This window comes from Roseibium aggregatum IAM 12614 (genome assembly GCF_000168975.1).
Classification (GTDB): Bacteria; Pseudomonadota; Alphaproteobacteria; order Rhizobiales; family Stappiaceae; genus Roseibium; species Roseibium aggregatum.
Genome location: NZ_AAUW01000014.1, coordinates 33,936 through 48,482 on the forward strand (window position 1 = coordinate 33,936; position 14,547 = coordinate 48,482).

Annotated in this window: 10 protein-coding genes; 9 read left to right on the forward strand and 1 reads right to left on the reverse strand. The window is 61.7% G+C overall.

The genetic code is table 11. The features are described from left to right. Positions 1-37: 37 nt before the first annotated feature. From SIAM614_RS18680 to speB, 9 genes are all read left to right on the forward strand, one after another. Positions 38-961 (forward strand): ABC transporter substrate-binding protein, encoded by a 924-nt coding sequence (locus SIAM614_RS18680; RefSeq protein WP_198137351.1) that lies wholly within the window; start codon positions 38-40, stop codon positions 959-961. Between the two features lie 279 nt (positions 962-1,240). Then, on the forward strand, positions 1,241-3,700 hold the full coding sequence (locus tag SIAM614_RS30695) for a c-type cytochrome (RefSeq protein ID WP_006936943.1): 2,460 nt from the start codon (positions 1,241-1,243) through the stop codon (positions 3,698-3,700). Continuing rightward, positions 3,697-5,781: a peroxidase family protein gene (locus SIAM614_RS18690; protein WP_006936944.1), complete on the forward strand. Its 2,085-nt coding sequence runs from the start codon at positions 3,697-3,699 to the stop codon at positions 5,779-5,781. Before SIAM614_RS30695 ends, SIAM614_RS18690 begins: the two co-directional genes overlap by 4 nt. A gap of 114 nt (positions 5,782-5,895) precedes the next feature. Beyond that, positions 5,896-7,656: a sigma-54-dependent Fis family transcriptional regulator gene (locus SIAM614_RS18695; RefSeq protein ID WP_040440592.1), complete on the forward strand. Its 1,761-nt coding sequence runs from the start codon at positions 5,896-5,898 to the stop codon at positions 7,654-7,656. 135 nt (positions 7,657-7,791) lie between these two features. After that, positions 7,792-9,591 (forward strand): NAD(P)/FAD-dependent oxidoreductase, encoded by a 1,800-nt coding sequence (locus tag SIAM614_RS18700; protein WP_006936946.1) that lies wholly within the window; start codon positions 7,792-7,794, stop codon positions 9,589-9,591. Positions 9,592-10,085: 494 nt separating this feature from the next. Further along, positions 10,086-11,147, forward strand: a complete 1,062-nt coding sequence (gene hisC, locus SIAM614_RS18705; protein WP_006936947.1) for a histidinol-phosphate transaminase — start codon at positions 10,086-10,088, stop codon at positions 11,145-11,147. A gap of 81 nt (positions 11,148-11,228) precedes the next feature. Further along, a complete protein-coding gene (locus tag SIAM614_RS18710) occupies positions 11,229-11,546 on the forward strand; it encodes a heavy metal-binding domain-containing protein (RefSeq protein WP_006936948.1) in 318 nt (105 codons plus the stop codon). 7 nt (positions 11,547-11,553) lie between these two features. Beyond that, positions 11,554-12,144, forward strand: a complete 591-nt coding sequence (locus tag SIAM614_RS18715; protein WP_006936949.1) for a GNAT family N-acetyltransferase — start codon at positions 11,554-11,556, stop codon at positions 12,142-12,144. 309 nt (positions 12,145-12,453) lie between these two features. After that, positions 12,454-13,413 (forward strand): agmatinase, encoded by a 960-nt coding sequence (gene speB, locus SIAM614_RS18720; RefSeq protein ID WP_040440593.1) that lies wholly within the window; start codon positions 12,454-12,456, stop codon positions 13,411-13,413. A gap of 57 nt (positions 13,414-13,470) precedes the next feature. Here speB and cysK read toward each other — a convergent pair whose 3' ends face one another. Continuing rightward, positions 13,471-14,430 carry a cysteine synthase A gene (gene cysK, locus SIAM614_RS18725; protein WP_006936951.1) on the reverse strand — a complete coding sequence of 320 codons (960 nt, stop codon included), beginning with the start codon at positions 14,428-14,430 and terminating at the stop codon, positions 13,471-13,473. Between the last annotated feature and the right edge of the window lie 117 nt (positions 14,431-14,547).

Sequence of the window (14,547 nt, forward strand, 5' to 3'; positions counted from 1 at the left end):
CGGCAAGCCAGAAAACCTGTTATGCCGGAGATCCCCCTTGCGTTTTCTATCCATTCTGTGTGTCTGCGCCGCCCTGTTGCCCGGCGTCCTGCCCGGCGCTCTGTCCGCTGCCGAAATCACCCATGTCATGGGCACCACCGAGGTGCCGGACAATCCGCAGCGGATCGTCGTTCTCACCAATGAAGGCACCGAAGCGCTGCTCATGCTGGGCAAGACCCCCGTCGGCGCTGCCTCTTCCTGGTACGGCGATCCCTGGTACCCGCATCTGGGCGACCGGATGGCCGGTGCCGAGGTTGTGGGCACGGAGCTTGCGGTCAACCTGGAGCGGGTTGCCATGCTGGAGCCGGATCTGATCCTAGGCAGCAAGAAACGGCAGGAGGAAATCTATCCGCAGCTCTCCGCCATCGCGCCCACGGTGTTTGTCGTCAATGCCACGGACTTCAAGGAAAACATGAAGCTCTACGCCCGGTCGGTTGGTATGGAGGCGGAAGGCGAAGCGCTCGTTTCTGCCTATGACGCCGATGTTGCCCGGTTGCATTCGGCCCTGGGTGAAAACGCAGATGACATGGTTTCCGTGGTCCGTTTCGTGCCCGGCCAGCTTTACGTCTATCGCCATGACAGCTTTTCCGGCGTCGTCCTGGACGACATCGGCTTCAAGCGGCCAGAGGTTCAGGCGCAGGACGGTTTGTCTCTCGCAGTCGGCAAGGAAAGCATCCCGAACATGGAAGCGGACCGCATGTTCTATCTCACGTATGACACCGGCAATGGTGAGGGAACGGCCCTGGAGAGCGAAACGCTGAAAGACCCTCTGTGGGCCAATCTGGACGTCGTCAGGTCAGGCAAGGCCCACAAGGTCGATGATGGTGTGTGGGCAACGTCGCAGGGTATTCTCGCTGCCCGTGCCATGCTTCAGGATATCGCGAGGATCTACGGGGTGGATGTCGACTTCAGCTCTGAGTGATCCGTCTTGCCGATTGCGATCCGGCTCATCCCATTGAGCCGGGTCGCCTCTCCGGCGCTGTCCGCCTTGAACGAGATTGCTGAAACGTAAAAATACAACCCGGTTATTAAAACAAGTTGTATTTCAAAAGGATGCCGTCACACAATCGTCACTGGTAACGGCCGCCAACCTTTCTTTCCCTGCCAATAAGAGCTAGCCTTCCGTTGGGTAATCGTACGCGCCCGGCTGTTGAACGGCTGGTGATCGCGTTCGATCCCCCAACGCGAGAGGGCGCGCTGAATGGCCGAGAGAGAGCCGGCACAGCCGGGCAGAACGGAAAGCGGTAGCGACGCGGAGCTGATCGACAGCATTGTGCGAACCAACGTGGAGTCCATTTCCACGGTTCCCGGTCAGGCCCGCCGCCCGCAGCATCCCAAACATCATGGCTGTGTCCACGCCCGTTTCGTCGTTGGCGAGGTGCCTGAAGACCTGCGTCACGGTCTGTTTGCGCTACCGGGCACCTATGATGCCCTTGTCCGGTTTTCCAATGGCCGCAAGCTGGATGACCGTAAGCGCGACGCCCACGGCATGGCCTTCAAGGTGCTGGGCATCGACAGGGAATGGCTGTCGGCTGAAAACCCGGACGGTCAGGTGCAGGACTTCGTTCTTGTCGACCATGAAACCTTTTTCACCGGGGACCTTGGCGACTATGACGACGTCAACACCCTCGTGCTGGGGCGCGGTCTTGCGCGGCTGAAGCTCCTGCCGCGGCTACTGCTCACCGGTTTCAATCTCTACGGCAGGATGCGCGACTTTGTGTCCCAACGGCCAAAGTCTCCGCTCTTAAGCCGATACTTCAGCACCACCCCCTACCGGTTGGGGAATCGGCTGGTGAAATATACGGCAAAGCCCCGGCCTGTGCCTGTGGACCCGCCTGACACCGATCCCGGCGTTGATCAGTTGGCGGTCGCACTCAGGGAAACGCTGATCCGCTGCCCGGTCACCTTTGAATTCGGTGTCGATGTGCAGACAGATCCGGCCGCGCAGCCGGTGGAGGATCCTTCGGTTGCCTGGTCAAAGGCGCCCGGTGCGCGGCACGAAACGCTGGCAACGCTGGAGATCCTGCAGCAGGACGTCGACCAACACGCGCCGCTTGCTGAAAACATCGCCTTTTCACCCTGGAACAGCCTGCCGGCGCATGAGCCCGTGGGCGCCATCAACCTTGCGAGGCGCCGAACCTACGAGAGCGCCGCGCGCAAGCGGCACGAGGTCAATGGCGTCGTTCCGCCTGTCACCGCCGGTATTCCGGAAAGCTACAAGACGCATCAACCATCGGTCTCGCCCGGAAAAAGCGGCATGCCGCTCTGGCTGGCGGTTGTCGCCGGACTGCTGCTGTCGACCTGTCTGGTTCTGGAAGGCAAACGGCTGACTATCAAACCCGGCCCGCCGAAAACCTTCGCCAATCCGGTTGCCGAATTCAAATACGGCTCCATCGGCGCCGAATGGGACGGTTTTCCCTATATGGTCTGGCGCGAACTGCCGACGATCTTCAAGGACGAGCTGCCGCGCGGCTGGCGCACCTTCGGTTTCATCGAAGAGCCGGGACAGAAGCTGCCGGTCGGTTTCAGCGTGCGGCGGGTCGGTGTGCCGAGGGTTGGCTTCAATTGCGCTACTTGCCACAGCGCGGAAGTCACCGCCGGCGGCAACACCAGGCTTGTGCTGGGCGCGCCTGCCGAACAGCTCGATATCCAGTCCTACATCCTCTTCCTGGGGTATGTGGCCGCCAGTGACAAGCTGACCGCGGATGCGGTGATCGAAAGCGCGGCCCGGGCGGGACGGCCGCTGGGCCCAATCGACCGGCTGCTTGTGCGCACCATTCTGATGCCCGGCATCAAGGACCAGTCCGACGGTCTGGCAACGGCCTTCAACTGGATGAAGGTCAAGCCGCAGCACGGCCCCGGGCGCACGGACGCGGGCAATAGCTGGCGCGCACGCTGGGGCTACGGCCCGGAAAAGGACGATGCGGTCGGAACGGTCGATTTTCCTTCCGTGTGGAACCAGGGCATCCGCGAAGGTGGCTGGTTCCATTGGGACGGCAACAACAATTCGCTGATCGAACGCAACTATTCCGCAGCCCTTGCCGGCGGCGCCAAGGAATGGCTGCTGCAACGCGGGCTGATCGATGCCCAGGCAGACTGGCTGCGCGACCTGCCGCCGCCTGCCTATCCCTTGCCAGTCGACGCGGACATGGCGGCGGAAGGCGCCGAGATTTATCAACGGGAAGGCTGCGGCACATGTCATGACCCGGGAGGCGAAAGCTTCGGGCAGGTCACGCCGCTTTCAGAGCTTGAGACAGATCCTGAGCGCGCCGACCTCTTCGACGAAGCCTTCGTCAGCCGGTTTGGTGATGTTGGCAAGGGGTACACCTGGCGGTTTTCGCATTACCGGGCAACGGACGGCTATGCCAACACGCCGCTGGACGGCATCTGGGCGCGCGGGCCGTATCTGCACAACGGCTCCGTGCCGACCCTTCGCGCGTTGCTGTCACCGCCGGAAGACCGCCCGGCGACCTTCTATCGCGGCTGCACGAATTTCGATCCGGTGGACGTCGGCTTTGCCTGCGACAGCGGCTTCCTGTTCGACACGCAGCTCACCGGCAACGGCAACGGCGGGCATCTCTATGGCACCGGTCTGCCGGACGGCGAGAAATCCGCGCTGATCGAATATCTCAAATTCAAGCAATATCCGGGGCGGTCATGAGGCTCAGTGCATCCTTCAAGGGAACGTTTCTCGACATCATCTGCCTGCTTGTCGGGACGATCATGGCCTATCGCGGCTTTGAGGAATTCTTCCGCTACGATTTCGATCCCATACACATGGTGCTGGGGCTCGCACTCGGGGCCGGTGCCTATGCCAACTGGCTGATGTACCGGAGATTGCGCATCGGTTACTGGATCTTCATCGGCGGCAATGTGGTCGTGGCCGTCATCTTCATCTTTGTGCTGCAGGATGTCTGGCATCACCACGTCTGGCCGCACATCGCCTACGCCCTCGTGTTCGTGCCGTTTCTGGATCAGCTCGGGGCCCGCTCCGAACGCGACGTCCTGCGGGACCCGCCGCTGCACAAGCGGATCCTCGGGTTCGTCGGCGCGCAGGCTCTGAAACTGGCTGAGGCCTTTCCCGCACTCGTCCGGTTGATCAAACGCTGCGGCCCGCTCAGCCGGGCCATCAACCGGCTCGTGATCAACGGCATATCAAGCGCTCCCCCGGGCCGCCCGCTGCCGCTTTCCCTCTGGACGCCCTACGATTCCGAAACGCATGTAGAGAGTGTTGCGGGCTCAAAGGATCCGGAAAAGACCACCAGCACCTTTGCAAGCTGGCCGGGTCTGGTCGATCGCCGCTACACCGGCCGTCATCTGCCCCCGGTCGATCAGGCATTCGTCGACGCCCTGCCGGAGGTGCCGAGGGTTGCGGAGCTTTACAAGCGCACCACGATGGTCGAGAGCGACACCAGTGCGTTGTTCTGCTTCTTCGCCCAGTGGTTCACCGACAGCTTCCTGCGCACCCATCCGTTGAACAAGCGGATGAACACCTCCAACCACGAAATCGATCTCTGCCAGATCTATGGGCTGGGCGAGCAGACCACCGCTATCCTGCGGCAGGGCGCTTTTCTGAAATCGCGGCAGACGCCGGTCGGCGAGCTGCCACCGCTGCTTGCCGGCCCGGACCTGGAAGTGAAAAGCGAGTTTGCCGGAATTCACTTCATGCCCATGTGGGCGACGACCTTTCTCGGGCCGGATCCCGAATGGGGAACGGCAAAAAAACTTCGGAACCTTTTAGCCGGCATCGGTGATTGGGCCGTCGTGCCCGAGCGCTGGAAATGCCACTATGCCGCCGGTCTGGAACGCGCCAATTCCACCATCATCTACAGCGCGCTCAACACGATCTTCCTGCGCGAGCACAATCGACTTGCGCGTGAGATCGGCAAACGGAACCCGCATTTCGGCCCAGACCGGGTGTTCGAAACCGCCCGCAACATCAACATCGTCAAGCTGCTCAAGGTCATCATCGAGGACTATATCAACCACCTCGCCAATTCGCCGTTCAGGATCTTCGTGGAGCCGGGCGATGCGGACAAGCGCCTCTGGTACCGCACCAACAGGATCGCACTGGAGTTTGACCTGCTCTATCGCTGGCACCCGATGGTGCCGGACCGGTTTCTGTTTCACGGCGAGCCGCTGGAAAACGAGGACTTCCGCTTCAACAATACGATCATTGAAAAACATGGCGTCGAGCCGGTCATCGATGCGGCGGCACGCCAGCGGGCCGGCAAGCTGACCTTGCACAACACGCCGTTCTTCCTGCAGGGCGCGGACGAGCGCACGCTGGACTTTGCCCGCAGGTTCCGTCTCGCACCCTTCAACGCCTACCGCGCCTCCTGGAAACTGCGCCCCTATGACAGTTTCCTGGAACTGACGGGCGGCGACACCAGTCTGGCCGGTGAGCTGGAAGCGCTTTATCCGGACTGGAACGGTGTGCGCGGCATCGACCGGGTGGATCTGCCCATCGGGCTTCTGGCCGAGGACCAGATGCGGACGCGGCCCCTGCCGCCCCTGCTTCTGGCCATGGTCGGGTCCGACGCCTTCTCCCAGGCACTCACCAATCCGCTTCTGGCCAGGAACGTTTTCGGTCCCGGGGTCTTCACCGACTATGGCATGGCGGAAATCGCGGCGACATCCACGTTCCAGGATATCGTTGACCTCAACGTTGCCGCCAACGCCATGAAACCGAAGGCGAATTTCACCATCGACAAGGACACGCTGTTGGCCTGGCCAGACTGACGTTTCAGCAGATGCCGTTTTCACGAAAGCGCCCGGGCGCAAAGTTGAACCGGCAAAATTTGCAAAGCCGGCCCGAAAGGCTATCGTGAAGCGCTTATGTCAAGGGAGGATGGCATGCGCGACCTTGAACATGTGAGTGAAATAGACCGCGTATTGAAGGGATACGAGACCGGCAGGGATGGGCTGGTTTCGGAAAGCTGGCGGCGCTGTGTCCAGACCTACGGCATGGACCCTGCCCGGCCGGAACCGGCGCATATCGTCACCGAACAGCAATTGCGCGAACATCAGGAACAATCCGAACGGTTGATCGCGACGGCCCGCTCCGGCCTGCGCACCCTGTTCAAGCAGGTTGCCGGCCAGAATTACGTGCTGCTGCTGGCCGACGCCAAAGGCGTGTGTGTCGATTTCTTCGGCGATCCGCGGTTCGAGGACGATCTTCGGCAGGCGGGGCTTTATCTCGGCTCCGACTGGTCGGAGGACCTGGCCGGAACCTGCGGTGTTGGCTCCTGCATCGTGACGGGGGAGGCGGTGACGATCCACCAGAGCGATCACTTCGGGCTGTCGCACACGCCGCTGTCCTGCACGGCAGCGCCTATCTACGACACTTGCGGCAAGCTGGCGGCGGTTCTGGATATTTCCCTGTTGCGCTCACCAAGCCCGAAATCGAGCCAGAATCTGGCGATGAACCTTGTGAAGGCCTCCACTCGCCGGGTCGAGATGGCCAACCTGATGGCGACCACGCGCAAGGAATGGGTCTTGCGGTTTTCAACGTCACCGGAGTTTCTGGAGGTCGATCCGGAAGCCGCCATTGCCCTGGATGACAGCGGACGGATAACGGGCATGACGCACGGGGCGCTCGCGTGTCTCGCCCCTTCCGGCTCTGCCGACCTGATCGGAAGCCGGATCGACAGTTATCTGGATCTTGATGTTGATGATCTGCCGTCGCTGATGCGCGGCCGCCCGGCGGAAGACCGGGTTCTGCGCCGGCGCGACGGCGGCGGGTTATATGGCCATGCCATTGCGCCACAGGCAGCCCGCATGGCCCGCACGCCTGCTTCCGGTGCTTTGCCCACGCCGCTGCGTGGTATCTGCGGACAGGACACGGCGCTGTTGCAGGTGGTGTCGAAAGTTGCACGGCTCGCACCCACGCAGGTTCCGATCCTCTTGTCCGGTGAAACCGGGACAGGAAAGGAATATCTGGCAAGGGCCATTCACGTCCTTGGCCCCGCCGACCGTCCGTTCCACGCGCTTTGCTGCTCGGCCTTGAAGCCGGAAAAGGTCGGCGCGCTCTTTGATGCGGCCGCCGGGACTTTGTTTCTGCGCGGGATCGAAGACCTCGACAAGGCCGGCCAAGCCGCTTTGCTCGCCCTGCTGGAACATCGCAACGACCTTCGCGTGGTGGCAACGACGCGTCAGGACCCGGCGGGGTCTACAGGCATCCGCGCGTTGCGGCCCGAGCTCTATTTCAGAGTTGCCGGTTCGGTCCTCCGGATCCCGCCACTGCGGCACCGGCAGGATTTCGATTGGCTGGTCGACCGCCTGCTGCGGCGCTCGCCGCGGGATCTTCGCCTGTCGCCCGCGGCACGGGCCGAACTCGGCGGCCGGCACTGGCCCGGCAACATCCGAGAACTTGCCACCTTGCTGGATGTCGCGACCGCGCTTGCCGAAACCGATGTGATCGATCTTCCCGATCTGCCGCCGGCGACGCTGTCCGGACGCGTCGAAACCGACCCGAAACAGGATCTGGAAGCGCTTCTGGACGCCTGTGGCTGGAACATGTCCCAGGCGGCCCGAAGGCTTGGCGTCAATCGGTCGACGGTGCTGCGGCGGATGCGCTCACTCGGTCTGGAGCCGCGGCCCAAGCCGCGTGCATGATCACGTGTTGCGTTCTGTTGCGTGCGCAACAGGAAACGAAGTTTCTGCCCTGTCGCGTGCTCAATTGACGGGCGTTCCATGGAAAAATGCAGGGCCGCTCTGCATTGTTTCCTCCATAAACAGGGAGGAACTGGAATGCTCGACAAACCATTGGTTCACGAGACCGAGACTTTTCTCAACACCTTCGGCAAGGCGCTGGAAGACGGCAACATCGATGCCGCAACGGACATGTTTCTGGACGACTGCTACTGGCGCGATCTGATTGCCTTTACCTGGAACATCAAGACCGTCGAGGGCAAGGATCAGGTCCGCGACATGCTGGAGAAACAACTGGCGTCCACCGGGCCCAGCAACTGGCGGATCGCGGAAGGCGAGATCCCGACGAAGGAGGGCGATGTCGTCACCGCCTGGATCCAGTTCGATACGGAACGTGCCCGCTGCTTCGGCCTGATCCGCCTGAAGGGCGGCAAGATCTGGACCCTGCTGACCACCATGTCGGAGCTCAAAGGCCACGAGGAGCCGAAGGGGTTCAACCGGCCGCTGGGAGCCAAGCACGGTGCCAGCAAACATCGCACCAGCTGGAAGGAGGAACGTGAGCGCGAACTTGCGGAACTCGGTTACAAGACCCAGCCCTATTGCCTGATCATCGGCGGCGGCCAGGGCGGCATCGCGCTTGGCGCGCGCCTGCGGCAACTCGGCGTGCCGACCATCATCGTGGAGAAGAACGCGCGGCCCGGTGACAGCTGGCGCAACCGCTACAAGTCCCTCTGCCTGCATGATCCCGTCTGGTACGACCACCTGCCCTACATCAAGTTTCCGGAAAACTGGCCCATCTTCAGCCCCAAGGACAAGATCGGCGACTGGCTGGAGATGTACACGAAGGTGATGGAGCTGAACTACTGGACCAACACCGTCGCCAAATCCGCCACCTATGATGAGGCGAAGAAGGAGTGGACCGTCGTCGTGGATCGCGACGGCGAGGAAGTGGTGCTGAAGCCGAAACAGCTTGTCATGGCAACCGGCATGTCGGGCAAGGCGAATGTGCCGAACTTCCCGGGCATGGACACCTTCAAGGGCGATCAGCACCATTCGTCCAAACACCCGGGGCCGGACAGGTATCGCGGCAAGAAGGCTGTCGTGGTGGGGTCCAACAATTCGGCGCATGACATCTGCGCGGCGCTTTGGGAAAACGATGTCGACGTGACCATGGTGCAGCGGTCCTCCACCCATATCGTGCGCTCCGACACCTTGATGGACGTCGGCCTCGGCGCGCTTTATTCCGAAGAGGCGGTTCGCTCCGGTGTGACGACGGAAAAGGCGGATCTCATCTTCGCCTCGTTGCCCTACAGGATCCTGCACGAGTTCCAGATCCCCGCTTATGCGGAGATGAAAAAGCGTGACGCAGACTTCTATGAAGGGCTGGAGAAAGCCGGGTTCTGGCTGGACTGGGGCGACGATGAAAGCGGCCTGTTCATGAAATATCTGCGCAGGGGGTCCGGCTACTACATCGATATCGGAGCCAGCCAGTTGATCATCGACGGCGAGATCAAGCTGAAGCGCGGCCAGGTGACCGAAGTGGTTGAAGACGGCATCATTCTGGACGATGGCACGAAGCTGGAAGCGGATCTGATCGTCTATGCCACCGGCTACGGGTCGATGAACGGCTGGGTCGCCGATCTGATGGGTCAGGAGATGGCCGACAAGGTCGGCAAGGTCTGGGGGCTTGGCTCGGACACCACCAAGGACCCGGGCCCCTGGGAAGGCGAACAGCGCAACATGTGGAAGCCGACCCAGCAGGAAGCGCTCTGGTTCCACGGCGGCAACCTGCACCAGTCCCGCCACTATTCCCAATATCTGGCGCTTCAGTTGAAAGCGCGGATGGAAGGTCTGCCGACACCGGTCTACGGTCTTCAGCAGGTGCATCACCTGTCCTGACCGGCAACGCGGACAAGGACCTGACCAAATGGAAGAGCCGGGGGAAATGTCCCCCGGCTCTTTCTTTCTTCACCACACCCACACCCTCGTCATCCCGGCCAAGCGAAGCGCGAGCCGGGATCGGGGTGGCACGAACGTCTCGATATGGTGGCTAACCTATTGCGGCCACCCGTTGGTGGTTCCCCGGTCCCGGATCTTCGCTGCGCTACGTCCGGGATGACGACGGTGAGGTTGGTGAGGATGGTGATGTTGGTGAGGATGGTGACAGAATTGCTTTGAAAGCGGCCACCGTTCCCTTTGCACGGATAGCCCCGGAACAGCGCCTCCCTGCCACACCGAAGGCGTGAACCTTTCCGGCCCCGAGACGAACCGGTTTCTGCGCGTAGCAGAGCTTCTGCAACACCGGACAGGAACAATGTCAAAATCCCTTTGACCGTAGAGGACTGGCGCCTATTGTGCGAAAAATCGCAGCAATTTCCGCCAGGATACGGTTCATGAGCAGGTTCTGGAGCCCCATCGTCAGCAAACTGGTGCCCTATACGCCGGGCGAGCAGCCGAAGGACCGCAGCTTTATCAAGCTGAACACCAACGAGCACCCCTTCGGCCCCTCGCCGATTGCGCTCGGGGCCATCCGTGCGGCGACAGGAGACAGCCTGAGGCTTTATCCAGATCCCACCGCTGCTGCGTTGCGGGCAACAATCGCCTCCAGCTTCAGCCTGAGCGCGGATCATGTCTTTGCCGGGAATGGCTCGGACGAAATCCTGGCCCATGCCTTTCACGGCTTTTTCAGCGGCAAGGACGAGCTGCTGTTTCCCGATATCACCTACAGTTTCTACAAGACCTACTGCGAGCTTTTCGGCATTTCTCACCGGACTGTGCCGCTAGACGGCGATTTCCGGATCGATCCGGCCAGCCTCGTCGGCCCTTGTGGGGGCATCGTGATTGCCAATCCGAACGCTCCGACCGGCATTGCCCTCGATCTCGCGGCGGTGCGGGGCGTTCTAGACCAAAACCCGGATGTGGTCGTGCTGGTCGACGAAGCCTATGTCGATTTCGGCGCTGAGAGTGCCGCTGGTCTGGTTCCCGAATTCGACAATCTTCTGGTGGTGCAGACCTTTTCCAAATCGCGTGGCCTTGCAGGGCTGCGCGTCGGGTTCGCTCTTGGTCAGCCGCACCTGATCGAAGCCCTGCAGCGGATCAAGGACAGCTTCAATTCCTACCCGCTCGACCGTCTGGCGCTTGCCGGTGCCGAAGCGTCCTGGCAGGACACGGACTGGTTCGAGGAAACGCGGCGCCTGGTGATAGCGGAACGGCAGCGGATGGCGGAGGGCCTGCGTTCTCTCGGCTTCAAGGTGTTGCCATCGGCGGCCAACTTCCTGTTCGTGTCGCACGAACCTCGCGCCGCGCGGGAGCTTCTGACCGGGCTCAGGGACGAAGGCATTCTGGTCCGCCACTTCAACAAGGACCGCATCGACAACTGGCTGCGGATTTCCGTCGGCACGGAAGAAGAAGGCGAGGCGTTGCTGAGGGTAATGGCAAGGCTTGTTGCCGGCTAAGCTCTGCCAATTCCGCTCTTTCTTGCAAATCCACGAGGACGAACCCATGTCTCGAACATCGGTTCAAAAGGGAGACACCGCATGCTGGTCACCACCACCAACACCATTCAGGGCAGGGATCTGGACTACAAGGGTCTGGTGACGGGCGAGGCGATCCTCGGCGCGAACATTTTCAAGGATTTCTTTGCCGGCATCCGCGACATTGTCGGTGGCCGTTCCGGCGCCTACGAGGAGGAACTTGGCAAGGCACGCAAGATAGCCATCGATGAAATGTGCCAACAGGCTCAGGGTATGGGCGCCAATGCGGTGATCGGCGTCGATCTCGACTACGAAACCGTCGGTCAGAACGGCTCCATGCTGATGGTCAGCGCCACCGGGACCGCAGTCTTCATCCGCTGATCCTGCCATGTCGCCCGACATTCTCATCTCTCCCGGGTTCCCCGAAGACCAGCGACCGGCTGCTGCCAGCCTGTTCTGGGAAGCCTTTTCCGGCAAGCTTGGCAAGGTGCTGGCCCCGGAGGAAAAGGCGCTCCGGCTGATCGAGCGTATCCTCAATCCGGCCTTTTCCATCAGCGCCCTCGACCGGGAAGGCCAACTGCTGGGTCTTGCCGGCTACAAGACTGCCGACGGTTCGTTTGCCGCCGGCAATCTCGACGACATGACAGCGGTCTACGGCCAGTTCGGCGGTCTGCTGCGCGGTGTCTTTCTGGAGGTTCTGGAACGCAGTATAGAGCCGGACTGCCTGCTGATGGACGGCATCTTTGTTGCCGAAAGCGCCCGCGGCCGGGGCATCGGCGGCACCTTGCTGAACGCCATCGCCGAAGAAGCGCGCCGGCGGTCGCTCTCCCGCGTGCGACTGGACGTGATAGATACCAACCCCAGGGCGAAGGCTCTTTACGAGCGTTCAGGGTTCAAGGCCGTCGGGGAGGAAAAGACCGGGTTTCTTGAACTCCTGTTCGGCTTTTCCTCCGCGACACGCATGGAGAAACAGGTTTAGGGAGTTCAGCCAGGTTCAGAGCCAGATCCGCACGGTGTCGCCCCGGGCGGACGCAGTGAGACCCGGAGCCCACTCACTTCCAGAACGCTGATGTTCAGGTGGGCGTCTTGCCGGAAACTCCACCTCTTCTGCAAGTGGTGTTGCGAGTAGGCCCCGGATCTGCGCTCTGCTTGTCCGGGGTGACTCAGAGATAAGCCCGCCCGGTTTCTTGCAAAAAGAGGCTGATGTCTGCCCACCACACGGCGCCGGGCTCTTTCCCCTCTCCCACATTGATGCTCTAGTCGACCAGACCTCAACAGGAGCCTTTGAATGTCCTCACACGGTTATGAAAGCGGGCGGTTGAACCTGCCCTTTGTCGGTATCTGCACGTTCGGCAAGTCTCCCTATCAGCCGGATTGGGATGCCATCGATGCGGATGTCGCTGTTCTGGGGGCTCCGTTCGATTTCGGCACCCAGTGGCGGTCGGGTGCACGCATGGGACCGCGCGCGATCCGGGAGGCCTCGACGCTGTTTTCCTTCGGTCATGCGGGTGCCTATGATTTCGAGGACGACATCACCTACCTGCCGGCGGAAACGACCCGCATTGTCGACCTCGGTGATGCCGACATCGTGCATACGGATACGATCGAAAGCCATAAGCGAATCGAATACGGCGTGCGCAAGATCCTGGCGGCTGGCGCCTTGCCCGTGGTGCTGGGCGGGGATCATTCGGTCAACATTCCCTGCATCAACGCCTTTGACGGCCAGGACCCGATCCATGTCGTGCAGATCGATGCACATCTGGATTTCGTCGATGAACGTCACGGCGTTCGCTACGGCCATGGCAACCCGATGCGCCGTGCGGCGGAAAAGCCTTATGTCACCGGTCTGACCCAGATCGGCATCCGCAACGTGTCCTCAACCTCGCGCGATGGCTATGAAGACGCTCGCAGGATGGGCTCGGACATTCTTTCTGTGCGCCACGCCCGCAAGCTTGGCACCGAGGCGCTTCTGGCGCGGATACCGGCCGGCAAGCGCTACTACCTGACACTTGATATCGACGCTTTCGACCCGTCCATCGCACCTGGCACGGGCACGCCCAGTCACGGCGGATTTCTCTATTACGAGGTGCTGGAGTTGCTCGACGGCCTGGCAAAACAGGGGGACATCGTCGGCATCGATCTGGTGGAGGTTGCACCGGACTACGATCCGACGGGCTCGACGAGCATCCTCGCCGCTCAGGTCCTGATGAACACCATCGGCAGGGTTCTGCATCACCGCAAGACATGAAAAACCCCGCCGGCGGGGTTGCTCCGGCCGGCGGGGTGAAAATGCGGGACCGGGGTCTCAGAGGCCTTCGAACAGCGCCGTGGAGAGGTAGCGTTCAGCAAAGGACGGGATGATCACCACGATGTTCTTGCCTTCCATACCTTCGCGCTGACCGACGCGGATGGCGGCCGTCAGCGCGGCACCGGAGGAAATGCCCACCGGCACGCCTTCCGTCTTGGCCACTTCGCGCGCCATGGCGAAGGCGTCTTCATTGGCGACCGTCTGGACTTCATCGTAGACGGAGGTGTCGAGCACGCCCGGCACGAAACCCGCGCCAATGCCCTGGATCTTGTGCGGGCCAGGCTCTCCGCCAGACAGGATCGGGCTGTCGGCCGGTTCCACGGCAACCACATGAAGGCCCGGCTTGCGCTCTTTCAGCACCTGGGAAACACCGGTGATGGTGCCGCCGGTGCCGATGCCGGAGACGAACACGTCCACGCCGCCATCGGTGTCGTTCCAGATTTCTTCCGCGGTGGTGTTGCGGTGGATTTCCGGGTTGGCGGCGTTTTCGAACTGCTGCGGCATCACCGCACCGTCGATTTCGCCGATCAGTTCCTCGGCACGGGCGATGGCGCCCTTCATGCCCTTCGGCCCTTCGGTCAGTTCCAGTTCCGCACCCAGGATCTTGAACATCTTGCGGCGCTCCACGGACATGGTTTCCGGCATCACCAGAATAAGCCGGTAGCCCTTGGCGGCGGCGACGAACGCCAGCGCAATGCCGGTGTTGCCGGAGGTCGGCTCAACAAGCGTGGTCTTGCCCGGCACGATCTGCCCGGCCTGCTCCATCGCCTCGATCATGGCAACGCCGATCCGGTCCTTGACGCTGGAAATCGGGTTGAAGAATTCAAGCTTCGCCAGGAGATTGCCCTTGACCCCGTGCGCCTTCGCCAGCCGGTCCAGCCGGACGATCGGTGTATCGCCGATGGTCTCGGTGATGGAGGAATAGATTTTTCCGCGACCACTGGTCTTGATCGTCATGGCAGGTCTCCCAGGTTGGCCGGATCTTCTTCCGCCGGCATCGTTCGACTATCGGAGCGATAAGATAGTACGGGTTCCGGCAAGTTATAAGGGGCCGAACACGCCTTTCCGAACCTG